18 protein-coding genes are annotated in these 26,058 nt (G+C 72.6%); 12 read left to right on the top strand and 6 right to left on the bottom strand.

What is annotated here, in order from left to right:
• Positions 1–137 precede the first annotated feature (137 nt).
• The 8 genes from WMF26_RS40910 to WMF26_RS40875 all read left to right on the top strand — a co-directional run bounded on the left by WMF26_RS40910 (position 138) and on the right by WMF26_RS40875 (position 11,333).
• A complete protein-coding gene (locus WMF26_RS40910) occupies positions 138–437 on the top strand; it encodes a hypothetical protein (RefSeq protein WP_437333551.1) in 300 nt (99 codons plus the stop codon).
• Positions 438–469: 32 nt separating this feature from the next.
• Positions 470–1,198, top strand: a complete 729-nt coding sequence (locus tag WMF26_RS40905; RefSeq protein WP_437997159.1) for a phytanoyl-CoA dioxygenase family protein — start codon at positions 470–472, stop codon at positions 1,196–1,198.
• A gap of 381 nt (positions 1,199–1,579) precedes the next feature.
• Complete coding sequence (locus WMF26_RS40900; RefSeq protein WP_437997158.1) at positions 1,580–2,833, top strand: pectinesterase family protein; 1,254 nt, start codon at positions 1,580–1,582, stop codon at positions 2,831–2,833.
• A 39-nt stretch (positions 2,834–2,872) separates the two neighbouring features.
• Positions 2,873–5,581 (top strand): hypothetical protein, encoded by a 2,709-nt coding sequence (locus WMF26_RS40895; RefSeq protein WP_437997157.1) that lies wholly within the window; start codon positions 2,873–2,875, stop codon positions 5,579–5,581.
• A gap of 78 nt (positions 5,582–5,659) precedes the next feature.
• The gene (locus WMF26_RS40890; protein WP_437997156.1) at positions 5,660–6,532 is read left to right on the top strand and encodes a DNA-formamidopyrimidine glycosylase family protein; all 873 of its coding nucleotides are present in this window, start codon (positions 5,660–5,662) and stop codon (positions 6,530–6,532) included.
• Between the two features lie 371 nt (positions 6,533–6,903).
• A complete protein-coding gene (locus tag WMF26_RS40885; RefSeq protein WP_437997155.1) occupies positions 6,904–7,713 on the top strand; it encodes a cyanophycinase in 810 nt (269 codons plus the stop codon).
• 24 nt (positions 7,714–7,737) lie between these two features.
• Positions 7,738–10,422, top strand: a complete 2,685-nt coding sequence (cphA, locus tag WMF26_RS40880; RefSeq protein WP_437997154.1) for a cyanophycin synthetase — start codon at positions 7,738–7,740, stop codon at positions 10,420–10,422.
• Positions 10,422–11,333, top strand: coding sequence for a cyanophycinase (locus WMF26_RS40875; RefSeq protein ID WP_437997153.1), 912 nt, complete (start codon positions 10,422–10,424; stop codon positions 11,331–11,333). Before cphA ends, WMF26_RS40875 begins: the two co-directional genes overlap by 1 nt.
• A 200-nt stretch (positions 11,334–11,533) precedes the next feature.
• Here the strand turns inward: WMF26_RS40875 and WMF26_RS40870 are convergent, their stop codons facing one another.
• Both WMF26_RS40870 and WMF26_RS40865 read right to left on the bottom strand, forming a co-directional pair.
• Positions 11,534–13,651, bottom strand: a complete 2,118-nt coding sequence (locus tag WMF26_RS40870) for a right-handed parallel beta-helix repeat-containing protein (protein WP_437997152.1) — start codon at positions 13,649–13,651, stop codon at positions 11,534–11,536.
• A gap of 138 nt (positions 13,652–13,789) precedes the next feature.
• Complete coding sequence (locus tag WMF26_RS40865) at positions 13,790–14,959, bottom strand: hypothetical protein (RefSeq protein ID WP_437997151.1); 1,170 nt, start codon at positions 14,957–14,959, stop codon at positions 13,790–13,792.
• A 371-nt stretch (positions 14,960–15,330) separates the two neighbouring features.
• Between WMF26_RS40865 and WMF26_RS40860 the strand changes: the two genes are divergently transcribed.
• Complete coding sequence (locus tag WMF26_RS40860) at positions 15,331–16,164, top strand: LamG domain-containing protein (RefSeq protein ID WP_437997150.1); 834 nt, start codon at positions 15,331–15,333, stop codon at positions 16,162–16,164.
• 244 nt (positions 16,165–16,408) lie between these two features.
• Here the strand turns inward: WMF26_RS40860 and WMF26_RS40855 are convergent, their stop codons facing one another.
• A complete protein-coding gene (locus WMF26_RS40855) occupies positions 16,409–16,645 on the bottom strand; it encodes a hypothetical protein (protein WP_437936004.1) in 237 nt (78 codons plus the stop codon).
• Between the two features lie 1,229 nt (positions 16,646–17,874).
• Here WMF26_RS40855 and WMF26_RS40850 point away from each other — a divergent pair.
• From WMF26_RS40850 to WMF26_RS40840, 3 genes are all read left to right on the top strand, one after another.
• Positions 17,875–21,858, top strand: a complete 3,984-nt coding sequence (locus tag WMF26_RS40850) for a serine/threonine-protein kinase (protein ID WP_437997149.1) — start codon at positions 17,875–17,877, stop codon at positions 21,856–21,858.
• 291 nt (positions 21,859–22,149) lie between these two features.
• Complete coding sequence (locus tag WMF26_RS40845; protein ID WP_437997148.1) at positions 22,150–22,950, top strand: hypothetical protein; 801 nt, start codon at positions 22,150–22,152, stop codon at positions 22,948–22,950.
• Positions 22,951–23,023: 73 nt separating this feature from the next.
• Positions 23,024–23,926, top strand: coding sequence for a LysR family transcriptional regulator (locus WMF26_RS40840; protein ID WP_437997147.1), 903 nt, complete (start codon positions 23,024–23,026; stop codon positions 23,924–23,926).
• Here WMF26_RS40840 and WMF26_RS40835 read toward each other — a convergent pair.
• The 3 genes from WMF26_RS40835 to WMF26_RS40825 form a co-directional block, all read right to left on the bottom strand.
• Positions 23,907–24,224, bottom strand: coding sequence for a putative quinol monooxygenase (locus WMF26_RS40835; RefSeq protein WP_437997146.1), 318 nt, complete (start codon positions 24,222–24,224; stop codon positions 23,907–23,909). The genes WMF26_RS40840 and WMF26_RS40835 overlap by 20 nt on opposite strands.
• Positions 24,225–24,325: 101 nt before the next feature.
• The gene (locus WMF26_RS40830; protein WP_437997145.1) at positions 24,326–24,868 is read right to left on the bottom strand and encodes an RNA polymerase sigma factor; all 543 of its coding nucleotides are present in this window, start codon (positions 24,866–24,868) and stop codon (positions 24,326–24,328) included.
• Positions 24,869–24,940: 72 nt separating this feature from the next.
• On the bottom strand, positions 24,941–26,041 hold the full coding sequence (locus WMF26_RS40825) for an RNA polymerase sigma factor (protein WP_437997144.1): 1,101 nt from the start codon (positions 26,039–26,041) through the stop codon (positions 24,941–24,943).
• Positions 26,042–26,058: the final 17 nt, after the last annotated feature.

Genomic DNA, 26,058 nt, shown 5'->3' with positions numbered 1-26,058 from the left:
TCCTCGCCTGCCGCCGGCACGGCTCGCGCGAGGTGCGAAGAGGGCGCTGCCCTTCGGGGTCCTGGCTCGTGATGCTGCCGTTTCCGTCGGTGCCGGCCGACAAGGATCGATCTCGGCAGATCACCTGGACAGGCCCGATGGGGAACCGTCACCACCACAAGAAGCTGCGCGCGGACGTTCGGGCCAGGATGGCCAGGACCGGCGAGAGCTACCAGAGGGCCCTCGCGCGGATCCTCGACGAGCGCTCGTCGCCGGCACCCGCGCGCGGCGTCGATCTCGTGCCGATCGAGTACTTCGGCGCGCCGGCCGCGCTCGCGACGTTCGAGATCGCGGGGAGGCTCGCGTGTCTCGTCGTCTCGAGCCCTCATCGCCCGCGGCCGTTTCCCCACGATCCCCTCGTCGCGCTGGCGATGCGTGGGCCTCGGACCGTCCATTGAGTGATCTTCGCGGGATCCACTGCCGCGAGGTCATGATGAGCACTTCGACCATCGATCGGGTGGCCGCCTTCCGCGCGCACGGCTTCTTCGTCGCGCCCGCCTTTCTCGACGCGGCAACACGCGCCGATCTCCGTCGCGCGTGCGACGTCGCGCTCTCGCACGCTCGAGCGCTCTCCCAGGAGACGGGTCACTCGACCCCGAGGATCTCGCTCCTCACCGACGGCATGGTCTGCCTTCAGGACGACCCGCGCGCGCTGGAGGTCATCGCCGCGTTCGTCGGCTCCCCGCGCGTCTGCGAGCTGCTCTCCGGTCTCGCGCGTCCGCAGGAGGGAGACACACCGCGCCTGAAGGACGCGCACTACTACCACGAGCAGACCAGGCATGACTGGGACGGGGACTGGCATCGAGACAGCCAGTTCGGCCAAGCCGATCCGGAGGTCGAGCGCGCACTCGTCGCGACGACCACGTCGGTGCACTTCCGGGTGGCGCTCGAAGACGACGACCGGCTCGAGATCGTCCCCGGCTCCCACGCCCGCTGGGATACCCCGGACGAGCTCCGGATCCGCCGAGGCGCCGATCGGACCACGCCGGACATGCCGAACGCCGTGCGCGTCGCCCTGCGGGCGGGAGATGCGTGCGTCTTTCACGCGTGGTCGATCCACCGCGCGACGTACCGCCGCGAGCCTCCGCGCCGCACGCTCGACGCCCTCTACGCGTTCGGCCGTGCGACCGTGCGCCGCTGGGCGCCGCCGGGGACATGAGACGCGCCGCGCCGCGACGCGCGCCGGCGGCGCTGTCACGCGCAGCTGTCAACTGTGTCAACCCGGAGTGGACACAGCGGGCGGCCCCGCGCGGCGTCGCGCCGCGTGGTGTGTGTCTTGCAGCGCCAGAGCGCCTCGCAACCTCGGCAAAGGCAAGGTCGAACGGTGAATATGACCGGCAACTCCCGTCGGATGCTCTCGCTCCCTCTCGTGCTCGTCGCGCTCGGCCTCTCCGCGTGCGGCGGCGACGATTCGAGCGGCGGAGGCCCGACAGACGCGTCTTCCTCGGGCGGAGGTCCAGCCACTCCGGCCGCCTCCAGCAGCTCGTCCTCCGGCGGCGTCACCGGCGCAGGCGGCTCGTCGGACGGGGGCGCTGGCCCCATGAGCAGCTCCACGGGCGACATGACCGGATCGGGCGGCTCCGGCGCAGGCGGCGCAGGCGGCTCCGGCGCGGGCGGCTCCGGTGCAGGCGGCGCCGGCGCGGGCAGCTCCGGCGCGGGCGGCTCCGCGGCAAGCACCGCGACGCGACCGCAGCTCACGAGCGCGCAGGCGGCGAGCCATACCGTCCTGAAGCACCTCGAGAAGGCCGGCGATCTCGCGTCGGGCCTCGCGACCGACCGCTGGGATCCCACCGCGGGCGCGGGCGATGTCGACGGCTTCACGCCCACGTACAGGGTCGCCGCGAGCGGGGGCTCCCACAGGACGGTGCAGTCCGCGATCGACGCTGCCGTGGCCGCCGGCGGGACGAGCCGCATCTACATCGAGGTCGCGGCCGGCGCTTACCGCGAGGTGGTCTGTGTGCCGGCGTCGGCCCCGCCGATCACGCTGTACAGCAAGAGCTCCGACGCCAGCCGGACGGTCATCGCGTACAACAACTACAACGGCAAGGCCAAGCAGGCGGGCTCCCCCGCGAACCCCTGCAACCCGAACCTGAGCGGGACGACCTACGGGACCAGCGGCAGCGCGACCTTCGCCGCGTACGCCGACGAGTTTCGGGCCAAGAACCTCACCATCGCGAACGACACCGACGAGGGCGCCGTGTCCGGCGGCGGCACGCAGGCCGTCGCGCTGATGACGCAGGCCGACCGGCTGATCTTCGAGAACGTGCGCCTGCTCGGCAATCAGGACACGCTCTACGTGAAGACGCCGAACGCAGGGACCGTGTCGCGCGCGTACTTCAAGGGTTGCCACGTGGAGGGCGACGTGGACTTCATCTTCGGCCGCGGCACCTTCGTGCTCGACGGCTGCACGATCAGGTACCTGACCGCGCGCCAAGGCGGCAAGGGCGGGTACATCGTCGCTCCCAGCACGGACGCCCGCAACGACCACGGCATCCTCATCATCGACAGCGAGCTGACCGCCGAAGCCGGCACGCCGGGCGGGCTCGTCTACCTCGGCCGGGCCTGGGACGAGGGACAGAGCGACCTCACGACGTACGCCGCGAACGTCGCGAGCGGCGCCTACCCGAACGGCCACGCGGTCATCCGGAATTCGACCCTCGGCCCCCACATCCGCGCGGAGGCTCCCTGGCACGCCTCGACCGTCGATCGCCCCTACAGCTCCACGGCGGGCGCCTACCCCGCGAACCGCTTCTACGAGCACGCCAACGCCGGTCCGGGCAGCGCCGCGCCCTGAGCGGCCGCGCGAGGGCGCGTTTCCTCTATCCTCGCGCCCATGGCGCCCCGCCAGCCCCTGCTCCTCCGCCTCGCCGGCGGGCTGGAGACCCGCCCCGTCAAGGCCGCGCTCTCGCTCCTGATCCTCGTCTCGGTCCTGCCCATCCAGGGCCTCGAAGACGAGCTCCGCCCGTACTTCCTGGGGATCTTCGGCGTGGAGCTCCTCCTCCGGGCCGCCCTCCTCCGGCAGCGCGGGCGCGAGCGATCGCGCCTCGACGTCGTGCTCTTCGCCTTCGACGTCATCGCCTGGCTCAGCTTCCTGCCGCTCGAGCGGCTCCTCGACGCGCACGCGGCCCACGCCCTGCCGGTGCTGCGGCTCACGCGGCTCTTCTTGCTCCTGCGCTTCACGCGCGAGATCGCGATCGACCTCTACGCGATCATGACGCGGCGCGAGCTGCTCGAGCAGTTCGGGCTCGTCACGCTGGCCGTCTGGGGGCTCGCGTTCGGCGCCTCCGTGCTGCTCAGCCACCTCGCGATCTCCCACGACTACGACGGCCGCGGCCCGGTCCCCGACACCACCTTCTTCGACCGGATCTGGTGGTCGTTCCGGCAGCTGGAGAGCGCCGACAACCTCGTCGCGAACCTCCACGTGCACCCGGTCGTCGCGGTCCTGTCGCTCGGCCTCACGATGGTGGGCGTCTTCATCACGTCGTTCATCATCGGCATCGGCGCCAACGTGGTCGATCAGGTCGTGCGCGCGGCGCGGCGGCGGCCGGTCGGCTACGCCGGGCACGCGCTCGTGATCGGGCCGGTGCACGAGGCGGAGATGCTGGTGCAGGAGTTCGTCCGGTTGTACGAGCGCCACCGGGCGCTGCGCAGCATCCGGCTCTCGGAGCTCTGGGTGTGGCTCGTCCGCCGCGGCCCCCCGCCGACGCGGCACGCGCTGCCGCGGATGGCGCTCCTCGGCACCGAGGACGACCCGCCCGCGTACCTCTACGCGCCGAGGATGCGCTGGGTGGCCTACCGCACGGGGGACAGCGCGCAGCCCGAGGCGCTCGGCCTCGTCGGCGCCGCCGGGGCGAAGCGGGCGCTGATCCTCGCGCGGCCCGACGCCGGGCCCGACGCCGACGCCGTGACGGCGATGGCCCTCTCCTCGTTCCGGACGCAGAACCGGCGCGGCCACGTGTTCGTCGAGGTGCAGGAGAGCAAGAACCGCGATCTCCTCCAGGCGGTGGGCGGGCCGGGGACCTATCCGCTCGACATGCAGCGGTTCCTCGGCTTCTTCCTGTGCCAGCACCTGATCACGCCGGGCGTGGAGGCGCTCTACACCGACCTCATGACCGCCGACGGGTCGGAGTTCTACACGCACATCTTCCTCGGCGAGGAGGCGGTCCGCGCCGTCGCCGCGCTCGGCGAGGGGCCGGGCGACGAGATCTCGTTCTCGCGCATGGCGCGCGCGGCCTGCCAGAACAACGTCATCCTCGCGGGCGTCTTCCTCGGCGACGCGGTCCCGGAGCGCCGCGCGGGCGAGCTCGTGTCGACGGAGGGGCTCGTGCAGTGGCTGAACCCGCTGCTCGACCCGCCCGAGGGGTCGCCGGCGTGGGCGCTCGGCGCGCGGGCGGGCCGGGTGCCGGCGCGGCGGCTCCGGGGGCTCATCGGCGTGTCGGCCACCTACGCGCCGCTCCGGCGCTACGGGCGGGAGCTGCTGATGGGCCGGGGGATCGCGCCCGCCGAGGCGGCGGACGGCGCGGGGGCGCGCGCGGACGGCGCGGGCGCCGCGGACGACGACGCTGGGGCGGCGCGGGCGTGGGCGGCGACGCTCTCGCCGCGCCGGAGCCGCCTCGATCGGGTGCTCATCGTCGGGTACAGCCCCGCGCTGCCGTCGCTCTTGCACGCGCTCGCGCAGTTCGTCCCGGGGATCGAGGTGACGCTGGTCCTCGGCGAGCGCGGCGACGAGCGGATGCCGCTCGCCGATCGGCTCGCCTCGCTCGGCGTCGCGCCCGCGCCGGACGGCGCGCCGCCGGGCCAGATCGGGGCCAGGCTCGCCCTCCCGCGCGGCGGCAGCGCCACGGTGTACACGCAGCACGGGCACGACCTCGCGTCGCTCGCCGTGCGCTGCGCGGCGCGCGGGGCGCCGGCCTCCGCCGCGGTGTTCCTGAGCGAGCCCGAGGGGCTCGACCGCGACGCGCGCACGGCGATGCGGCTCATCCGCTTCGCGCGGGCGCTGGAGAGCGGCGAGCTCGCGCACGGCGCGCGGCTGCACGTGCTCGCGGAGTTCTCCTCGGTGGCCAAGGGCGAGCACGTCCGGAGCCTCCTCGACGCCGGCAAGTGCGGCTTCGCCGGGCCCGATCGGCTGCGGCTCAGCCTCGTCAGCACCGAGCGCATCAAGAACTATTTCATGGTCCACAGCGCCTTCGTGCCGGGAGTAACGACCCTTTACGATGAGCTCCTCGGCGAGGGCGGTCAGGATCTCGTGCGCGTCGAGGCGCCGCCGCCCGGCCGCGGGGAGCGGGTGAACGGCCCGATCGCCTTCGAGGAGCTCCGGGCGGCGCTCGAGCCTCGGGGCGTGATCCCGATGGCGCTGGAGCTCGACGACGGCGCCGTGCTCCTCAACCCGGAGCCGGGGCCTGCCCTCGCGGCGGCGCGGATCCGCGCCGTGTACGCGCTCGCGCGCGGCCGGGATCTCGCGGCGTACGGCGATCGGCAGCCGGAGGAGGGCGAGGGGCGGGAGGCCGCGCGCGGCGAGCAGGCTCCGCGGATCAGCGCCTGAGCCGCGCGCCGCCTCATTTCTTTGCGCCCGACCGGAGGTCGCACGCGACCTCCGCGGCGAGATGGGTATTCTGGGGTCGTGCCGGAGCGACCCGACCTGGAGTACGTCGTCCCGATCCTCGCGCGCGAGCTCGCGGGCGCGGCCGTGGCCGCGGCCCGGGCCGACAGCCCGGTGGTGCTGCGCGTCCTGCTCCCGGAGCGCCTCGACGCCCTCCTGCCGGGCGCGGAGATCCGGCGCGTGACGCGGCGGGCGCACGCCGTGGTCTTCGAGCTCGCCGGCGCGCGGGCGCTCGATCTCGTGGTCGCCCCGATGCTGGCGGGGCGGTTCTCGATCACGCTGCCGGGCGAGACGCGGGTCCCGACCGATCTCGCGTTCTCGCTGACCCTGAAGGACGGGCGTGAGCTCAGGGTCCGCGACGAGGTGGAGATGAGCAAGGTCTACGTGCTCGCGCGGGGCGAATACGACAAGATCCCCGGGCTCGAGCGCGTGGGCCTCGACGTCCTCGATCCGCGGGTGTTCACGCAGGAGGCGTTCCGCGCCGCTGCGTGCGGGCGGCGCGGCCTGGTCAAGGACTTCCTGATGGACAAGGCGGCGCTCGACTCGCTGGGGAACGCGTACGCCGACGAGGTGCTCTTCGAGGCGCAGATCCACCCGAAGGCCACGGTCAAGGGCCTCTCCGAGGAGGAGCTCGACCGCCTGCACGTGGCGATCGCCCATGTGCTCGGCGACGCGACCCGGACCATCGCTCGGCGGGCGCCGGCGCTCGACGAGAAGCTGCGCGACTTCCTCAAGGTCCGCGGGCGCCCGGGCCAGCCGTGCCCGCGCTGCGGCGACAAGCTCCGCCGCGCGAGCGTCCACGGGTACGACGCGATCTACTGTCCGACCTGCCAGCCGGAGGAGGGGAAGGGCGCGGCCGCGGATCTCCGGCGCGCCAGGCGCACGCCGGGCTGAGGCGGGGTGGCGGCGGCGCGCGAGGTCGCGCGTCGCGCGCGCCTCCACGCGCGCGACGCTGCGCTCGACCATGCGCGCGACGGCGCATCCTCACCCGCGATCCCGGCGTGAGGGGCTCTCGACCTTCTCCGGCAAGCGGCGAGAGCCAACGCAGGAGGTCGAGCAGGAGATAGGAGAGCGGCAGTCAGCCGTGCGGCGCCGAGGTCTGCAAAGGAACCAGAGCGCCAGCCTCAGCTGAAGCGGAGAGGGGCAATCGACCACCCTGTGGCAATTTGCCATGGTGCAGATCGAGCCACCCCCATTGAAACACGCACGAAACGAGGCATCGTCCGCCTGGCCCAAGGGTTGCGAAGTCGGGTCAGCTCCTGGACATGGTCCCCGCGACGAGCTTTCCGCGCCTGTTGGCCATCGGCGGCGCCGAGGACAAGGAGGGGGAGCGCGCCATCCTGCGCGAGTTCGTGCGCCTCGCGGGCGGTCAGGACGCCTGCATCGTGATCATCCCCTCGGCCAGCGAGACGCCCGAGGTGGTCGGCGAGCTCTACCAGCACATCTTCCAGCAACTCGGGGCATTGGAGGTCACCGTGCTCACCATCGCTGCCCGCGACGACGCGCGCAACGAGGCGGCCATGCGGCAGATCGAGCGGGCGACCGGCACCTTCTTCACGGGCGGCGATCAGCTCCGGATCATGAACCGACTCGGCGGCACCGGGGTCGACACGATGCTCCACCGGCGCTGCGCGGAAGGGATGGTCGTCGGGGGCACCAGCGCCGGCGCCGCGGTCATGTCGTCGACCATGATCGTCGAGGGCGAGACCCGATCCCCGCGGGCGGGCGCGGTGCGCACCGGCCCGGGCCTCGAGCTCCTGCCTGGGGTCATCATCGATCAGCACTTCGCCCAGCGCGGCCGCATCGGCCGGCTCCTCTCCGTCATCGGGCTGTTCCCCCATTATCTCGGCGTCGGCATCGACGAGGACACCGCCATCGCCGTCGAGGGACACCGCGCCACCGTGATCGGGAGCGGCGCCGTCACCATCGTCGACGCCGGCTGCGCCTCCTTCAACGACGCCGTGGACACCGGACCGGGAGGCTGCATCACGCTCTCCGGGGTCACCCTGCACTCGCTCCCTCACGGACGGAGCTTCGATCTGCTCGAGAGAAGACCGATCATCGCTGCTGACTGACACCCACACAGCCGAGCTAGACCCATGCGCATCATCACCCTCCGTACGCTCCACGGGCCGAACGTGTTCGCCAGCTGGCCAGTCCTCCGCATGACCCTCGATCTCGAGGACCTCGCCGAGACGAGCAGCGCCGAGGTGCCCGGCTTCGTCGACCGGCTGCTCGCCCTCCTGCCGGGCCTCGGCGAGCACCACTGCTCGCGCGGCAAGCCGGGCGGCTTCGTCGAGCGGCTCCGGGAAGGCACCTACTGGGGCCACATCATCGAGCACGTCGCGCTGGAGCTGAGCGGGCCGGCGGGCATCGGCGTGACCTACGGCAAGACGGTCTACGCCGGCGCGCCCGGGCTCTACGACGTCGTCGTCGAGTTCGAGAACGAGGCCGCCATGCGGCTCCTGCTCGAGGCGGCCTTCGAGCTCGTCACCGCCGTGCTCGAGGGCGGGCCGTTCGACGTGGACGCGAAGGTCAAAGAGGCCGCGCGGGTGGCCGAGGAGACGGCGCTCGGGCCGAGCACGCGCGCCGTGGTCAAGGCGGCCGAGAAGCGCGGTATCCCCTGGTCGCGCCTCAACGACGAGAGCCTCCTCGTGTTCGGCTACGGCAAGCACCGGCGCTTCGTGCAGGCCACCACCTGCTCCACCACGAGCTTCGTCGCCGTCGAGATCGCCGGCGACAAGCAGCTCACCAAGGAGCTCCTCGCGCGCGCCGGGGTGCCGGCGCCGCGCGGGATCGTGGTGAGGACGGCGGGCGAGGCGGCCCGGGCGCTCGGCGAGCTGCGCGCCCCCGTCGTGGTCAAGCCGCTCGACGGCAACCAGGGCAAGGGCGTGTCGCTGAACCTCTGGACCGAGGCGCAGGTGCGCGAGGCGTTCGAGATCGCCCGCGCCCACCGCCCCCGCGTCCTCGTCGAGGAGATGGTGAGCGGGCGCAACTACCGCGTCCTCGTGGTGAACGGGCGGGTGGTCGCGGCGAGCGAGCGGCTGCCGGCCCACGTGGTGGGCGACGGGCAGCGCACCGTGGCCGAGCTCATCGCCCTGGAGAACGAGAACCCGCTCCGCGCGGACGGGCACAACGGCGTCCTCACGAAGATCGTCGTCGACGACGTGGTGCGCGCCTGCCTCGCCAAGCAGGGGCGCTCCCTCGACGAGGTGCCCGCGCGCGGCGAGCGGTTCTTCCTGCGCGAGAGCGTCAACCTGTCGACCGGCGGCATCGCGCGCGACGTCACCGACGAGATCCACCCCGACACGGCCCGCCTCTGCGAGCGCGCGGCGCGGGCCATCGATCTCGATATCTGCGGGATCGACCTCGTGGCCGAGGACATCGCGAAGCCCCTCGGCCGCGGCGCGATCATCGAGCTGAACGCCGCCCCGGGCATCCGCATGCACGAGCACCCGAGCGAGGGGAAGTCGAGGGACGTGGGCGGCGCCATCGTCGAGATGCTCTATCCGCCGGGCGCGCCGTCGCGCATTCCCATCATCTCGATCACGGGCACCAACGGCAAGACCACGACCACGCGCATGGTGGGGCACATCCTCGGGGCGACGGGCGCCACGGTGGGAATGACCACCACCGAGGGCATCTACGTCGGCGGCCGCTGCATCGAGGCGGGCGACACCACGGGGGCAGGGTCCGCCCGCGCGATCCTGTTCGACCCCACGGTGGACGTCGCGGTGCTCGAGACGGCCCGCGGCGGCATCGTCCGGCGGGGGCTCGGCTATGACTGGTCCGACGTCGCGATCATGACCAACCTCTCGCCGGATCACCTGGGCCAGGATGGCATCGAGAGCGTCGATGATCTCCTCTGGATCAAGATGGTCGTGGCCGAGCGGGTGCGCGAGGGCGGGACCCTGGTGCTCAACGCGGAGGACCCGCTGCTCGCCGCCGTCCCGCAGCACCGCCGCATGACGAAGCTGTCGCGCGCCATCGTGTTCTTCGCGCTCGACCCGTCGAACGCCGTCCTGCGCGCCCACGTCGCTCAGGGCGGGACGGGCTACACGCTGAAGAACGGATCCATCGTGGAGCTCAAGGGCACCCGCGAGCGGCACATCGTCGGAGCGGAGGAGATCCCGGCGACCTTCGCGGGCGCGGCGCTCTTCCAGGTCCAGAACGCGATGGCGGCGATCGCCGCGTGCCGCGCCCAGGGGGTGCCGGTCGACGCCATCCAGAGCGCCCTCCGGACCTTCGACGCGTGCGGCAAGAACCGTGGCCGCATGAACCTCTACCAGCTCGACGACAACTACGTGCTCGTCGACTATGGCCACAACCCCGGCGCCTTCCAGGCGACGTGCGCGCTCGCGGCCCAGTGGGAGGGGCGGCGGCTCACGGCCATCGTGAGCCTGCCCGGCGACCGCTCGAACGCGTTGCTCGAGGCGTGCGCCTGCGAGATCGCCAAGGGCGGCTTCCACCGCATCCTCGCCAAGGACGACGGCGACCGCCGGGGCCGCGCGCCCGGGGAGCTCCCGGCGCTCGTGCAGCGGGTCGTGGCGGAGGTGCGGCCCGAGCAGACGTGCGAGGTCATCCTGGACGAGCACGAGGCGATCGAGCACGCGCTCGCCACCGCGGAGCCGGGCGAGGTCATCGTGCTGTTCACCGAGGAGGCGCCCGCGATGGAAGAGATGCTCACCCGGATGGGGGCGGTCGCGGTCAACGCGGTGCCCGAGCTCCGGTCCGGGACCCGGCTCCGCGCGCGCCGCCGCGAGGACGCGCTCCTGGCCGTCTGATGCTCGTGCTCATCGAGGGCGGGGAGGCCGTCGCGCCGGAGATGGTCGGAAGCAAAAGGAACGCTGAGGAGCCGGACAAGGGTCCTCCGGCGGGCGGGCCGCGCGCGCGGCCGGGCGGCGCGCTGGTGCTCATCGGGGGACACGAAGACAAGGAGGGCGCGCGAGAGATCCTGCGCGACGTGGTGGCGCGCGCCGGCGGGCGGCCGATCGTGGTGGCCACGGTCGCGAGCGACGTCGCCGGCGAGCTCTGGGTCGAGTACGAGCGGGTCTTCCGGGCGCTCGGCGCGGCCGAGGTCGCGCACCTCGATATCGCCCAGCGCGGCGACGCCGGCGAGGCGCGCTGGCTGGGGATGCTCGAGGGGGCGGGGTGCGTGTTCTTCACCGGGGGCGATCAGCTCAAGATCACGAGCAAGCTCGGGGGCAGCCGCATCGCCGACGCGATCTGCGCGGTGTACAGGCGCGGCGGCACCATCGCGGGCACCTCGGCCGGCGCCTCGGTCATGAGCGAGACGATGCTCGTGGGCGGGGCGGGCGAGGAGTCCGCGAAGGTGCGCGGCGCCGTGCGCATGGCGCCCGGCCTCGGGCTGGTGCGCGATCTCCTCGTGGACCAGCACTTCGCCCAGCGCGGCAGGCTCGGCCGTCTGCTCGGCGCCGTCGCCCATAACCCCCGCATGCTCGGGATCGGCATCGACGAGGACACCGCCGCCGCGATCGAGCCGGATCGCCGCCTGCGCGCGCTGGGAACGGGCGCAGTCTACGTCGTCGACGGGCGCAATCTCAGCCACACGAACATCGGCGAGGAGGAGGGCGATCGCGTGCTCAGCCTCTTTGACGTGCGGCTCCACGTGCTGAGCGCGGGGGACTCGTTCGATCTCGAGAGCGGGCGCCCGGCGTCCGGACAGCCTCGATGATGCAAGGCCCTTGCGCTTCATCGCAAATTCTGGTGGTGGCCGGATTTGAACATGAAGGCGGGAAGGCGGGAAGAAAAGATCAATGATCTTCCTGCCTTCCCGCCTTCATGTGAATCACTCCGGGGCAAATTGGGCCACCACCCAAATTCTACGGTGGTGCCCGCGGGCTGACCCGTTTCACCCGGTCATGCCGCGCTCGCTCATGGCTCCAGCGCCGGCGGGAGCGGCTCGGGCGGCGCGAGCCCCTCGCTCTTGGCCTGGCACGGGATGCTCACGCCCTGGCAGCCGCACTGGTTCTGGCCGCTGTCCGTGATCTTCCCCGACGTGCCGAGCTCCGTCTCCACGTTGAGATCGATGAAGTTGCACTCGAGCGTGGTGCGCTCGAGCGAGACCGAGGCGCCGAAGCTCGCGACGGCCGCGCCGTCGTTCTCCTCGATGCGCACGTCGGTCAACGTCACCTCCGCATCGTCGACGTCCTTGCTCACCGTGACGCCGTTCCCCTTGAGCCCGTTGGATGAGCTCCGGGTGCCGCGGACGGTCGACGCCTCCAGGGTGGCGGTCGACCCGATGATCGAGAGCCCCGTCTCGACGCTGTCCTCGACGAGCGACGACCGGAGCTCGAGGTGGCTCGGCGTGCCCTGCGCGTCGAGGCCTTGGACCGCGATGCCCCGACCGAAACGCTCGTCCGAGGCGCGCGGGAGCGTGCGGCGGATCGCGACCCCTTCCAGCGTCGCCTCGGCTCCTTCGATGAAGACCCCCGCGGTGCGGCTCCCCTCGATGACGGCGCCGCGCGCCGTGACGCGGCCGTGGAGCTCGTTGCCGGAAGCGACCGCGAGCCCGATACCGTGGTTCCCGTCCATGTCGCGCGGGAGGGTGTCCCGCACGAGCACGCCATCGAGCGAGCCATCGGCGCCGAAGAGCGCGACGCCCACGTCGCGACTTCGCTCGACGACGACGCGCTCCAGGGTCGCCTCGGACCGCAGGCCAGCCGCGATGTCGGCGACGACATAGATGCCCCATCCTGTCCGCAGCTTTCCCGGGTAAGGCCGCGTGTCGCGCACCACGGTGTGCTCGACGGTGGCGGACGAGCCCTGGACGAACATCCCCGCCTCCTGGTTGCCCTCGATGACGCTGCGCCGGATGGCCACCTCGCCCGGCTGGCCCCGGCTGTTCCGGAACGCGACGACGCCCATCCCCGCGGCATCGGCGTCGATCCCGATGCTGTCGCGGATCACGCTGTCCTCGACGATCGCCTCGGAGGCGATGATGTACACGCCGGTTCCCCGGCTCTGCTCGATGATCGAGCCGCGCACCGTGACCGAGGCCGGCACGTCGCCCTCTCCCGGATTCGCGCCGATGCCCGACCCCCGGAACTCGCCGACCTCCAAGGTGCCCCGTACGACCGACGACTCGAGGACGAGCTCGGCCCCCCTGCTGTGGGCGCCGACCGAATGGGCCTCTTCGATGAGCGAGCCGCGGACGGTGAGCTGCGACGGGCCGTGCTCGTTGTGCACCTTGACGCCCTGGGCGCCCGTGCCGTGCACCCAGACCTCGTCGACAACGACCCCGCTGGCTCCGGAGACCACGATGCCCGCGCCCGCGCCGCGGACCGCCACGCCCCGTATCTCGGCCGCGTCGGCGCCCGGATCGACCGTGACGGCTGCGCTCGTGTCCGGCCCCGTCCCGGCGATCTCGACCATCGCCGGGCATCTCCCCCACAGCCGTAGTGGCTTGTCGACGATCACGTCCTCTGCGTACGTCCCCGCCGCGACCGCGACGACCCCGCCGGGCGCGGCCGCGAGGACGCCGTCGCCGACGGTCGTCCAGGGCCTCGCCGCGCTGCCGTCGGAGTCGGCCCCCGCGTAGGCGGCGTCGACGAACTGGGTCTGCTCGTCCACGGGGAGGTCGCCCCACGCCCCCTCGCCGCACGGCGCGACCTCGCGACAGGCCGTCTCTCCCGGCACCGCCATCGTCCCGGCGGCGCAGGGCGCGGGCGGCAGGACGGGCGCGCACGCGCGGTCGCCCGGCGTGAAGCCGGCGCCGCAGGCCTCGGCCGGAATGCCCGCGGGCTCGCACCCCGAGGGCGTCGCGAGCTCGCCGGGCGCGCACCCCGGCACGGCCGTCCCGCCGCCGTCGCCGCCGCCTCCTCCTCCTCCATCCGGCATCTCCGCTGGAGGCACCCCGGAAGCATCCTTGTCGCAGCCCTCCGAAACCCACGTTGCCGCGAGCAGCAGGAAGGGCCGCAGGGCCACGGCGCTCCGGCGCGTCGGGCGTCCGGGGCGCCATTCGGTGTCGAGCGCAGCCATCCTGGTGTTCATGGGGCGCCTTTGCGCGCAAGTCCGGTCGGGTCGAACCGTGCTCCAAGCGCCGATCGCCCGGAGACGTCCATGAAGCCACAGCGGCCACGAAAATCACACGTCAATCGCCTGACCCTCGTGCCCTCAGCGCGCGGCGGCCTACTGCTCGGCCGGCGGCGCCGTCGCTTCAGCGTAGAGGCTGTCGAGGAACAGGGTCATCGTGAGGTACAGCTGCGCACCGGGGCTGTGGAAGAAGGAGCGGCGCTGCCCGTCCTCCGCCAGGGTGGACGTGGTGTTGTCGTAGCCGAGCTCGAACCATGCGATGTCCGCGGCCGGGTAGCTCAGCGACACCCCGAACGTCGTGTACGCCACGGCCGCCGTCGACGATCCGCGCGGCTCCACGGGCACGCATCCGGTCGAGGTCTCGACGCAGCCTCCGTCGAGCGGCGAATCGCGGAACCCGGCCCCGAGCCCCCATGTCGTGCCGACCGACAGGTCGCCCCAGACGTTGACCCAGGAGCTTAGCCCCGCGGAGAGCCGATCGCGCTCCAGGAAGCGACCCGAGAGCTGGTCGTCGAGGAGCACCTCGCCCGACGGGGCTTGCCGCGGGCGGTGGGCGCCGTCGTGCGCGGGCGTGGTGGCCTGCGAGAACAGGTGTTCCCAGCCGCCGCCGGCCGAGAAGAAGACCCCGTTCAGCCACGCCCCCTCGAGCAGGCGGATGTTCCCGAGAGCGCCGAGCCCGAGCCGCGTGCGCGCATAGACGCCGATGTCCCGGCTCGCCGCCGACGTCGGGAGCACGACGGCGAGCCGGGGCCCGCCGAGCAGGACGAGGCCCCTGCCGTCCTGAAAGAGGGTGTAGTTGTACGCGGCCTGAAGGGGCAGGTCGGCCAGGGTGACGGCGTCCTCTCCGGAGACGTCGCTGTCCGTGAGCTCCAGCGCCAGCGCGACGTCCGTGCCCACCCAGGCCCAGTGCTCCTTCGTGCTCACGAACGAGTACCGAGGAGCGAGCGAAAAGGACATGCCGGCGCGCTCGCCGTCGACCCTGTACAGCCCGCCGCCCAAGCCGAAGACGTCGGTGGTGGTGCTGGTGGTCCAGCCGAATCGGCTCGTGCGAAGCGCGTTGTCGCGCGCGCCGAGGTGGAGCAGGGGCGCCCCGCCCCGGAGCCCCGGCGCCCGCCCGGGGCCCTGCTCGACGGGCGCCGGCTCCTCCGGGATCGGGGCGGCCGCCGGCTGGGCGAGCGCCTCGCCGCAGCGACAGACGAGCACCGCGGCGAGCGAGCCCGCGCGAAGCGCTGGCCCCGCGGCGCGACCTGAAGGGTGCCTCGACATCCGGTGACAGCGTACATCATCGTCCGCTGAAGTTGAACAGGTAGCTCCGCGATGTACGGGGCGCCCATCACCGAGCCACGACGCCCCGTCGAGACATATGAGCTCTCCCTGCATGGCAATGAAAAGTTATGCTCTCGATGTTCCAGAGACCGATACTACAGAGAGGCTGTCCAGCCCCTGGCTCGCTTCAGGCCACCTGAAGGGGGGAGAGGCTCGGCCGGCGCGCCGGGCGGGCCCGATGAGCGCGCTGCGTCGATCGAAGTCTCGTACGACTCTCGGTGACATGGCGCGGTCCTTTGGGATAGGCTGCCGACCGCAGGAGACGCAGCATGGCTTATTCCTCTCGCTTTTCACCACGTTGTTTGGCTGGCATGGCCGCTCTGCTGCTGTCGGTGCCAGGCTGCGCCCTCGACGCGAGGGGCACACGCCAGCCAGAGCGAGCCGAGCCTCGACCGGAGCAACCCGTCGAGGAGCCCGCCGGAGACATCGGTGAAGCTCCCGCCGAGGGGCCGGTGGACGCGCCCGCCGAAGACCCCGTCGAGATCCCCCCCGAGGAACCCGCGGAAGAACCGGTCGAGGAGCCCGCGGAGGAGCCGGCCGCGCTGTGCGACGCGGCGGATCCGTCGCTGATCGCGTGCTTCGCGTTCGAGGGGGATCCCGGCGACGGCTCGCAGCATCGCTTCAAGCCAGAGCAGGCGGAGAACCTGAGTTACGAGCCCGGCAAGGGCGGGCAGGCGCTCCGGGTGACGCGGAGGAGCAGCCTCCGGTTTCGCCACGACGCCGCGTGGGCGGCCCCCGCGATGACCATCGATGTCTGGATCAAACCGGCCTCCCTGCCGAAGCACGGGAGGTACGCCGTGATCGACAGCGGCGGGAAGCCCTCGATCTTCCTGATGGCGAGCGGGGAGATCCGCTGCACCATGGGGGTCGAGCGGAACGTGCCTTATGCCGTCGTTCCCGGGGAGTGGACGCACATCGCGTGTCTCTCCGACGGTCAGACGCAGAGCCTCTACGTGAACGGCGTCGAGATCGACCGGAGCTCCGCAGGAGCGGTGCTCGCCTCGGGCGAACAGCCCATCTTCATCGGCTCGGAAGAGCCCTCGGGCGGAGACGAGTTCGACGGCCTGCTCGACAGCCTCCGCGTCTTTGGCCGGACGCTCGCGCCCGAGGAGATCTGCGCGGCCGCCGGCGGCAAAGCCTGCTGAGCGGCGCGGGCCGCGCGCTCGGCGGAGCAGCGGCGCGGGGCGCAGCGGCGGCGGGGGCAGCGTCGGCCCGCGCCCGTGGACCGAGCCCTGGCCGATTGGCGGCCAGGGCGGGTCGAGCAGCGTTTCGGGTGACGGCGGTTGCGGCGCGCCCTGGCGAGCGGTTGCGGCCAGGGCGGCTGGAGAGCGCGCGCCAGGCGCGAGGGGTAGAGGAGGGAGAGGCGAGGGTAAGGAAGAGAGAGACGCCTCAGAAGGCGGCGTCGCGGAGCTTCGCCTTGTACTCCGCCTTGTACAGATCGTGGCAGGCCTTGCAGCTCGCCTTGGCGCCGTCGATGTCGCCCTTCTTGGCCTTCTCCGCGCCTTCCTTCGAGATGGCGACCCACTTGGGCATCCCGGGCGGCGGCTTCGACGCGACGTAGTCCAGCGCCGACGCGATCTTGGCGCCGTCGCCGCTCGTGGTCGCGGACTGCATGACCGTCTTCATCCAGCCCTGCATCGGACAGGCCTTCTGTCCCTTTGCACCGCAACCGAAATCCTTCCCCTCGGCAACAGAAGCGGGGACATCCGCAGCCCCACCCGCGGCCCACGCAGCGCCCGCAAAGCCAATGCCGACGCTCATCAACACGGCACTCATCAGCTTCATGCTCATCGACATCCGACGTCTCCTGTCAGGTAAGGGCAAGCTCAGCCCATACATCGCAGCTCCATGGCTGGATGTCAATACACACCCAGCCGCCGAGCGAGCCTGCGAACACCAACGGGGCGCAGACGAGGTCAGGGGGCAAAAACTTCAATCACCGATCGAGTTCGCGAGCATCATCGGTGCAGATAACGCCTCCGGGGGAAAACTTTACTCATGGTGTTCGCCCGCCATCTCACCCAGGCTGTCCGCGAGAAGCGATAGTAAAGAATTTTACTAAAGATGCAACCGTGGCGGCGGCGCCCGCGGGGGTGCCCGGCGGTCGCCCTCGGTGCACACGAGGCGCCTGCCGGGGGGCGCCGAGCGGCGGTACGCCCGGCGGGGCGCGTCCGAGCGCTCAGGTGAGCCCGTCCGCCAGGGGCGGCCCTCGGCGATGCGGGGCGCGGTCCGGGGCGCCCGACGGGGCTGGCCCGCCAACGCGCAGGCACGCAACCAGGTTGACGGCGCTGTGGACCGTGCATGGAAAATTCGCTGCAACTGGAACCTGCGGCCGCCGCCGGCACGCGGGTTGCTGCCGTCGAGTCGGAGCACCAGGAGATGGGCCCCCGCGGCGCGGCCGGCGATCCAGCAGCAACCCCGGCGACCGCTCACCGGCGCTTTTCCTGGAAAATCGTGCTGCCCGAACGGAATGCCTCTCCCGGGCGCGCGCTCCTCGCGACGAGGGCGTCTCGCGACATCGCGCGACGTCACCCGACGCCGTCGCGTCCGCAGCGCGCTCGCGCCGTCCACGGGACGCGACGGCGGGAAGGTAGGGAGAAAACCCGGATCATCCTCTCGCCTTCCCACCTTGGTCAGCGACCTCTCTGGCCAATGACCGCTTCACCCAGGCTGATCGCGGGAGGAATCATGAGCTGTCTTACGTAGCGAGGCGCGCCGGGTCGCGATGACGCTCCGCGCCGGGCAGACGCGCTGACTCCGCATGTCGGTCGCTCGCCCACCCGCCGTCGCGAAAGCAGGCATGCCCTACAGCGAAGCGAGCCTCGCGCGTGATATCGCTGGATCCACGGCCGCTGATGCGCGTGGGAGAGATCGTCGACGAGCGGTTCGAGATCGAGGGCCTCGCCGGCTCCGGTGGGATGGGTCACGTCTACCGGGCGCGCGACCTGGAGAGCGGCGACACGGTGGCTCTCAAGGTGCTTCGCCGCGCCGGCAAGGGCGAGCAGCGCCGCTTCTCCTGCGAGGTCGAGGCGCTCTCGGCGCTGCGCATCCCCGGTGTGGTCCGGTACATCGCTCACGGCCTCACGGCGGGCGGCAAGCCGTATCTGGTGATGGAGTGGCTCTCCGGCGAGACGCTCGCCGAGCGCATGGTGCAGAGGGGCCTCACCGCCGCCGAGAGCGTCGATGTCGTCGCCCGGGTCGCCGGCACGCTCGGCGCCCTCCACCGGCAGGGCGTCGTGCACCGCGATCTCAAGCCGAGCAACCTGCTCCTCGCCGACGGGCGGCTCGACCGGGTGATGGTGCTCGATTTCGGGATCGCGCGCTTCCGGATCGACCAGCAGCTCACGATGCCGGGCACCGTCCTCGGGACCCCGGAGTACATGGCGCCCGAGCAGGCGCGCGGCGAGCGGAGCGTCGACGCCCGCGCCGACGTGTTCGCGCTCGGCTGCGTGCTCTTCAAGTGCCTCACCGGGCGCGCCGCGTTCCAGGGCGTCGGCGCGCTCGCCGTGCTGGTCAAGGTGCTCCTCGACGAGCCGCCGCACCTCCACGAGCTCCGCCCCGAGCTGCCGGCGCAGCTCGACGCGCTCTGCGCCAGCATGCTCGCGAAGCAGCCGGACCATCGGCCCCGCGACGGCGCGGCCGTCGCCGAGGCGCTCGGCGCGATCGATCTCCGCAGCGCCGGCGCGGCGGCCGGGGGCGAGCCCGCCGCGCCGGTGCGCGTGCTGGAGCTCACGAGCAGCGAGCGGCGCGTCACGTGCCTCGTGCTCGCGCACGAGCGCTCGGAGCCGGACGACGAGACGCGCTCGCACGAGGAGGAGCAGGCGCGGGCGCTCGGGCGCGTCGAGGAGCTGCGCGCGCTCGCGGCGCGCTACCAGGGCCAGATCGAGCTCATCGACGCCCGCTCGCCGCTCGTGGTGCTGACGAGCGCCGAGGCGGCGACCGATCTCGCGGCGCAGGCGGCCCGCTGCGCGCTCGCGCTGCGCGCGCTGCTCGGCGGCGCGCCGGTCTCGCTCGTCACGGGGCGGGCGGAGCTCACGTCGCGCATCCCGATGGGGGAGCTCATCGACCGGGCGGTGCAGCTGCTGCCGGCGCGGGGCGAGCCGGCGCCCTCGGCCGCGGTGCGCATCGACGACGTGACGGCGGGGCTGCTCGGCGGGCGGTTCGAGACGAGCCGCGAGGGGGGCGCGCGCTTCCTGCACGGGGCGCGCGACGACCACAAGGTGGCGACCGCGCCGGCGCTGCTGGGCAAGCCGGTGGCGTGCGTCGGTCGGGATCGGGAGCTCGCGGTGCTGACCGCGGAGCTCGAGCGGAGCATCGAGGAGTCGACCGCGGGCGCGATGCTGGTGGTCGCGGCGGCGGGCATGGGCAAATCGCGGCTGCGGCAGGAGTTCCTCGCCAAGATGTCGGCGCGCGGCGCGCGCGGCGGACACGGCGAGCGCGGGGCCGACGGCGCGAACGGGGCCCACGGCGAGAGCGGAGCCCACGGCGAGAGCGCGGAGCGGGTCGAGGTGTGGTTCGGGCAGGGCGACCCGATGAGCTCGGGCTCGGCGTTCGGGCTGCTCTCGCGCGCGCTTCGCGGCGTGATGGGCATCGTCGACGGCGAGCCGCTCGAGGAGCGGCGGCGCAAGGTGCGGGCCCGGGTCGAGCGCCACCCGGAGCTCGACGTGGGGCGGGTCAGCGCCTTCCTCGGCGAGCTCGTGGGCGCGCCGTTCCCGGACGACGACATCCAGGTCGGCGCCGCGCGGCGCAACCGGCTGCTGATGGGCGATCAGCTGCGCCTGTCGTGGGAAGAGTTCATCCGGGCCGAGTGCGCGAAGCAGCCGGTGGTGCTCATCCTCGAGGACCTCCAGTGGGGCGACCTGCCCACCCTGACGATGGTGGAGGCGGCGCTCCGGAGCCTGAAGGACCTGCCGTTCCTTGTCCTCGGGCTGGGGCGCCCCGAGGTGCACGAGATCTTCCCCGCGCTCGCGAAGGGGAGGTTCGGCAACCAGCTGATGCTGCCGCCGCTCACGCGGCGGGCGAGCGAGCGGCTCGTGCGCGCGGCGCTCGGCGACGAGGTGAGCGCGGAGCTCGTGGCCACGCTGGTGGACCGGGCCGACGGCAACCCGTTCTACCTCGAAGAGCAGGTCCGGGCGGTGGCGGCCGGCCACGGCGCGGACCTGCCCGAGACGGTGCTGGCGATGGTGCAGGCGCGCATCGAGGCGCTCGACGCGGAGGCGCGGCGCGTGCTGCGGGCGGCGAGCGTCTTCGGCCAGGCGTTCTGGCCGAGCGGGGTGAGCGCGCTGCTCGGCGGCGCCGGGGTCACGCGCTGGCTCTCCGAGCTGGAGAAGCGCGAGGTGATCCACCGGCGCGGCCCCGGCCGCCTGCGGGGCGAGGTCGAGTACCGCTTCCGCCACGCGCTCGTGCGCGAGGCCGCGTACGGCATGCTGACCGAGGCCGACCGGCGGCTCGGCCACGCGCTGGCGGGCGACTGGCTGGAGGGCGCGGGCGAGCCCGACGCCATGGCGCTCGCCGAGCACTTCGAGCGCGGCGCCGTGCCCGCGCGCGCCGCGGCGGCGTACCTGCGCGCGGCGCAGCACGCCCTGGAGGGCAACGATCTCGGCGCGGCGATCGCGCGGGCCGAGCGCGGGCTCGCGTGCGCGCCGGAGCCCGCGGTGGTGGGGGCGCTCCGGCTGGTCCAGGCCGAGGCGCACGTGTGGCGGGGCGATCTCGCGCTCGCCGAGGAGCGGGGCACGGCGGCGGTGGAGCACCTCACCCCCGGCTCGGCGCCGTGGTTCACGGCCGTCGCGCAGGTGGTCGCGGCGGCGAGCAAGCTGGGCGGCTTCGACCGCGTGGAGCGCTGGATGGGCGCGGCGATCGGCGCGCCCGCGCTGCCGGGCGCGGAGAGCGCGAGGAGCACGTGCCTCTGCGCGGGCGCCTCGACGCTGGCCTTCGCCGGGCGGCCCGCGGTGGTCGACGCGCTCATCGCGGAGGTGGAGCGCGCGCTCTCCGACGGCGCGGCGACCGGCGCCGGGACGGGCGCCGAGGTGGTCGCGGGGCTGCACCAGGCGCGCGCCTTCCGCGCCATGAGCGGGGGCGATCCCGGCGCCTGCGCCACCGGCCTGGAGGCCGCGCTCGCGGCGTTCGAGCAGGTCGGCGACCGGCGCAACGCGTGCATGACCCGCGCGAACCTGGGCTACTGCTACGGCGAGCTCGGCGATTTCGGGGGCGCCGAGGCGGCGCTCCGCTCCGTGATGGAAGCCGCGGAGCGGATGGGGCTCCACGAGGCGATGGCGGCGGCGCAGGCCAGCCTCGGGCAGGTCCTCGCCTACCGCGGCAGGCTCGCCGAGGCGCGGGCCGTCGAGGAGGCGGCCCTCGCGTCGAGCCAGCGGCTCGGCGACCCGCGCGCCGAGGTGGTGTCGCGCTCCTACCTGGCGAAGATCGCCCTGCTCGGCGGCGATTTCGCGGGCGCCGAGCGCGAGGCGCGCCACGCCGAGGCGCTGGAGAGCGCGTCGCCGCTGCGCGTCGCGGCCACGGCGATCCGCGCCCGGGCGCTGATCGGGCTGGGGCGCGCGGCCGAGGCGCTCGCGGCCGCCGGCGAGGCCCTGGCGGCGCTCGAGTCGCTCGGCGGGCTCGAGGAGGGCGAGTCGATGATCCGGCTGGTCCACGCCGAGGCGTTCTCCGCGGTCGGCGACGCGGCCCGCGCCGCGGTCGCCATCTCCTCGGCGCGCGACAGGCTGCTCGGCCGGGCCGAGAGCGTCCGCGACCCCGAGTGGCGCAGGCGCTTTCTCTCCCACGTCCCGGACAACGCCCGCACCCTGGAGCTCGCGGCGCAGTGGGTCGGGACGGGTCGGAACTGAGCGCAGCTGAACGGAACTACGCTCAACTACGCTCAACTGCGCTCAAGTACGCTCAACTACGCGCCGCTTTCCCACGGGTGAATCTGCAAGGGACGTCGATTTAAGGGCTGACAGACGACGTGAATCGCCGTACGATGCCCATAGACGTGGAGAGTTCCCGGTCGTCGCTGGGTTGAGCGACGGCCGGAGGGCGTGCTGCGATCGGGGAGCGTGAGCGCTCCCCTTGGCCCGCTACCGAGGTCTCATCACGTGAACATCAAGGCGGTACTTGGATGCGCTGGCATCCTTCTCGTGGCTAACGGCTGCGTCGCGCCCGAGCTGGCGTTTGAAGAGGATGGTGAAGCAGAGGAGCTCGGCTCGAGCGCCGACGCGATCGAGAGCGGCAATGCGCTCAGCTACAATGCGCTGAGCTACAACGCGCTCAGCTACAATGCGCTGAGCTACAACGCGCTCAGCTACAACGCGTTGAGGCCGGAGGCGGCCTCCGCCCTCAAGGATCCCGGCGTGGGCGGCGAGCTCTTCCGGACGCTGGTGAAGTACACGGTCAGCTGCGCGTTCAAGGAGTCCCAGTCGTTCCGCTTCTCGTGGACCGACGCCGCGGGCGCGACCCACAACGAGGTCTACGCCGGGCACCTCGGCCTCGCCGACCGGTGGGACAGGCGCCCGCTCGACGAGGACGGCAAGCAGATGGTCTCCGCGTGCCTCGCGGCCCACACGAACCGTTATGGCGTGTCGGTCCTCATCTCGATGCGCTCCCCGCAGAACCCGCTGCGCCGCGAGGTCGAGGCGGACGAGCTCTCCGCGTATCCGCACATCGAAGGCGCCTTCTGGGGGAACCTCTTCGCCGAGACGCCCTACCTGCGCGCCTGTTACAACGAGGCGAACGTCGAGATCGCGCGCGCGGCGCGGCGCGACTGCGCCGCCGGCCACCCGGGCGCGGACGGGGATCTCGAGGGCTGCGGGATGATCGAGATCGTGGGGAGCTGCCAGGACACCTGCGGGAAGGTCCACCGGCCCGGACAGTATTACAAGGACTGCCGTGATCCGGAGTCGGGCAAGACGCGGTATGTGATCACGACCGGGCTGAGGTGACCGCTGCCCTCGCGGCGCGAGGGCGGCCGCGACGGATGGCGCGGGCGGCGTCGCCGGGCGAAGATGCGCGGCCATGGAGACCCATCAGGTCCGGTATTTCCTGGCGGTGATCGAGACGCGCAGCTTCACGCGCGCGGCCGAGCGGTGCTCGGTCTCGCAACCCGCGCTCACGGCCGCCATCAAGAAGCTCGAGGAGGAGCTCGGCGGGCCGCTCCTCCTGCGCGAGCGCGGCGGTGCCAAGCTCACCGCGCTGGGGCAGGGCGTGCTGCCGCGGTTTCTGCGGCTGCGGGACGACATGCAGGCCGTGCAGGTGATCGCGGAGAACCACCGGCGCCTCAAGCAGGTGCCGCTCCGGGTGGGCATCCTCTGCACCATCGGGCCCGCGCGGCTCGCGGGCTCGCTGGCGGCGTTCCGCGCGGAGGCGCCGGGGGTGGAGCTGGAGATCGCGGTGACCACGCAGGGCGAGCTCCTGCGGCGGCTGGAGGAGGCCGAGGTCGACGTCATCGTCTCGAACCTCGGCGACGCTGTCCCGGACTGGTGCGTGGTGGCGCCCCTCTACGAGGAGCGTTACGTCGTGGTCCTCCCGCCCGGCCACCGCCTGGCCGCGCGCGAGGGCCTGCGGCTCGAGGATTTGGACGGCGAGCCCTACCTCGATCGGCTCGCGTGCGAGATGCGCGAACAGGTCGCGGGCGTGTGCGCCGCGCGGCGCGTGGACCTGTATGCGGCCTACCGGACCGATCGGGAGGACTGGGTCCAGAGCCTGGTGCACGCGGGGCTGGGCTTCGCCTTCATGCCGGAGCACTCGCTGCTCCTGGCGGAGGCGTCGCAGCGCCCGCTCGTGGACCCCGCCCTCGGGCGCACCATCGCGCTGGTGCGCTCGGGCGATCGCACGCCGGCGCCGGTCTTGCAGCTCTTCTGGGACACGCTGCTGGCGCGCGCTGCCCGGCCGCGGCCGGTCAAACCTTCGCGGCGATGATGTCGACGTGCTCGATGACGGGCGCGGCGGCGAGCAGCTCTTCTGCCTTTGCCATGAGCGCGGCCGCGATGCGGCCCGCGAGGTGCTCCTTGCGCCCTACCTCGTCCGCGAAGGTGTCGAAGATGCCGAACGTCGACGGCCCGATGCGCAGCGCGAACCAGTGCACCGTCCGCGGCTCCTCGACCGCGAGGCCGACGGCGGAGCGGAGGAGCGCCTCGACCTCGGCCTCCTTGCCGGGCTTGGCCTCGATGCGGGCCAGGAGGGAGAGCGTCACGGTCTTCGTGGGGTCAGCGGTCATGGGAATCTCCTCTTCGGCGGCGCATGGCGCGCCGCGCTTCGTTGAGGAGGGATATGATGGGCGCGCGTCCGGCCGACCATTCGATGTTCTGGATGGATCCATCAGCGCCGTGGATGGTGCTCCCGGCGAGCCCGCGGCAGCCTCCGCCACCTCCGGCGTACGCGCCGGAACCACAGCCGGCCGAGCCGCAGACGATTCGAGACCGTGTTCTCGTTATGCCCGATCTCCGCGGCGATCTCCGCGATCGTGTATCCCTGCGCCGTGAGGGCGAGGACGGCTCGAAACCTGGGGTCGACGCGTCTCAGATCGTCCAGCGCTTTCCGGGCCTCGACCTGCTCGAGCGGCGCGGGCGCGTGATCCTGGCAGAGGCGACCCGCGCTCGGCACGAGGACCTCGTACCGCCGGTGCGTGCGCGTCGCGTAATGGGAAGCATGGCGCCAGCTGATGCCGACGATCCATCGCTTCAAGGCCACGGCGTCCGGGACCCCCGGCCGCGGCTGGAACCGCCCGGCGCGCATGCGTCGCCAGGCCCCGAGCAGCACCTCCTGGGCGATGTCGGCGCGATCCCTGCTCGGTATGCGCCAGCGCCGCAATACATCGTCGATGGTCGCCGTGTGCCGGGCGATGGAGTCGATGTCCAGCATGGCGGCGGCTCGACGCATGCCTATCGTGAGGGATTACGGGCGTTGCCGCGGGCAACGCGAACACTCCTGTGCTCAGAGCGACCCGTGGCGCTCGCAGCGCGCCCGCCGGAGGAGCGCGTCGCGCTCCGCGGCGTGCTCTCCGCGACCGCGACGCTCGCGGTGCTCGTGCAGGAGACGGCACGCCGAGAGCTGTCCTTCGGTGGTCCCGAGATCGAGCATCGCTCGCGCGCGCTCGAGCCTCGGGTCGATCCGAGTATGCGCCGCGCCGGTGCCTCCCCGGGACGACCTCTCGACGGCGGCGGATACCGCGCGGGCTGTCGTGGAGCTGCCCTGATCGGCGGATACGGCCGAGGCCGTGACGGCCTCTCGCCCGCTCGCGCTCTCGGGTCCTCCCGGCCGCACGCCGCGCGCGTCAGCAGGCCCAGCCGAGATCTCGACCGCGGGCTGCGCGCGCCCCGAGGCGGCGAGCAAGGGCGCTTCGGCGAAGCCAGCCGCCGGACCGGGCCAGGCGGCGCCCGCCCCGAGGACGAGCGCCGCTGCCGCCGCCCCATGCAGCTTGAACCGACCCAGCCCGCGCAAGGCGTCGTGAAGCCAGGTACCGGAGAAGAACGGCACCAGGCATGGCACTGTGGCCTGCCCGCGTCGCCGCTGCTCTGCCTGCCAGCGCGCCCTCTCCTGCTCGACTTTGTCCCATGCGGCGGTGAGCCGTGACTTGACGGTGTTCTCCGAGAGCGCGTGCGCCCTGGCGATCTCGGCGAGCGTCCGGCCCAGGAGCTCGTGCTCGACGAAGACCGAGCGGCGCGCGTCGTCGAGCTTGTCGATGAACTGCCAGAGGACGGCAGTCCGCTGGCGGGCGATCACGGACGCTTCCGGGCCCGGCCGCTCGTCTGAAGGCTCTGCGCCCTGCAGCGGCGCGATGACCTCTTCCCGGCGGCGTGCTCGCCGCCGGCTGGTGCGCGCCTCGTTTCTCACGATCTGGTCCGCATATGCCGCGGCGTCCCTCGCCATGCCGACGCGCGCGCGGTTCTCCAGGATGCGAAGCCACGCCTGCTGGACGACGTCGTCGATGTCCTGAGCCGGCACGCGCATGGCGCGCGCGAGCCGGCGGAAGCGGTCGGAACCGAGCGGACAAGGGGCTGTGACGTCCAGGCTCGTCGAGGTGGTCACGTCCATGCACGTCCAGATGATTC

Source organism: Sorangium sp. So ce185, from assembly GCF_051526825.1.
In the GTDB taxonomy this organism is placed as follows: domain Bacteria; phylum Myxococcota_A; class Polyangia; order Polyangiales; family Polyangiaceae; genus Sorangium; species Sorangium cellulosum_D.
This window is presented reverse-complemented; position numbering and strand designations above follow the sequence as displayed.

Excerpts from the sequence above, each read along its gene's own strand:
- WMF26_RS40910 (WP_437333551.1), top strand. The coding sequence starts at position 138 with ATGGGGAACCGTCACCACCACAAGAAGCTGCGCGCGGACGTTCGGGCC.
- WMF26_RS40905 (WP_437997159.1), top strand. The coding sequence starts at position 470 with ATGATGAGCACTTCGACCATCGATCGGGTGGCCGCCTTCCGCGCGCAC.
- WMF26_RS40900 (WP_437997158.1), top strand. The coding sequence starts at position 1,580 with ATGAGCAGCTCCACGGGCGACATGACCGGATCGGGCGGCTCCGGCGCA.
- WMF26_RS40895 (WP_437997157.1), top strand. The coding sequence starts at position 2,873 with ATGGCGCCCCGCCAGCCCCTGCTCCTCCGCCTCGCCGGCGGGCTGGAG.
- WMF26_RS40885 (WP_437997155.1), top strand. The coding sequence starts at position 6,904 with ATGGTCCCCGCGACGAGCTTTCCGCGCCTGTTGGCCATCGGCGGCGCC.
- cphA (WP_437997154.1), top strand. The coding sequence starts at position 7,738 with ATGCGCATCATCACCCTCCGTACGCTCCACGGGCCGAACGTGTTCGCC.
- WMF26_RS40875 (WP_437997153.1), top strand. The coding sequence starts at position 10,422 with ATGCTCGTGCTCATCGAGGGCGGGGAGGCCGTCGCGCCGGAGATGGTC.
- WMF26_RS40870 (WP_437997152.1), bottom strand. The coding sequence starts at position 13,651 with ATGAACACCAGGATGGCTGCGCTCGACACCGAATGGCGCCCCGGACGC.
- WMF26_RS40865 (WP_437997151.1), bottom strand. The coding sequence starts at position 14,959 with ATGTCGAGGCACCCTTCAGGTCGCGCCGCGGGGCCAGCGCTTCGCGCG.
- WMF26_RS40860 (WP_437997150.1), top strand. The coding sequence starts at position 15,331 with ATGGCCGCTCTGCTGCTGTCGGTGCCAGGCTGCGCCCTCGACGCGAGG.
- WMF26_RS40855 (WP_437936004.1), bottom strand. The coding sequence starts at position 16,645 with ATGAAGACGGTCATGCAGTCCGCGACCACGAGCGGCGACGGCGCCAAG.
- WMF26_RS40850 (WP_437997149.1), top strand. The coding sequence starts at position 17,875 with ATGCGCGTGGGAGAGATCGTCGACGAGCGGTTCGAGATCGAGGGCCTC.
- WMF26_RS40840 (WP_437997147.1), top strand. The coding sequence starts at position 23,024 with ATGGAGACCCATCAGGTCCGGTATTTCCTGGCGGTGATCGAGACGCGC.
- WMF26_RS40835 (WP_437997146.1), bottom strand. The coding sequence starts at position 24,224 with ATGACCGCTGACCCCACGAAGACCGTGACGCTCTCCCTCCTGGCCCGC.
- WMF26_RS40830 (WP_437997145.1), bottom strand. The coding sequence starts at position 24,868 with ATGCTGGACATCGACTCCATCGCCCGGCACACGGCGACCATCGACGAT.
- WMF26_RS40825 (WP_437997144.1), bottom strand. The coding sequence starts at position 26,041 with ATGGACGTGACCACCTCGACGAGCCTGGACGTCACAGCCCCTTGTCCG.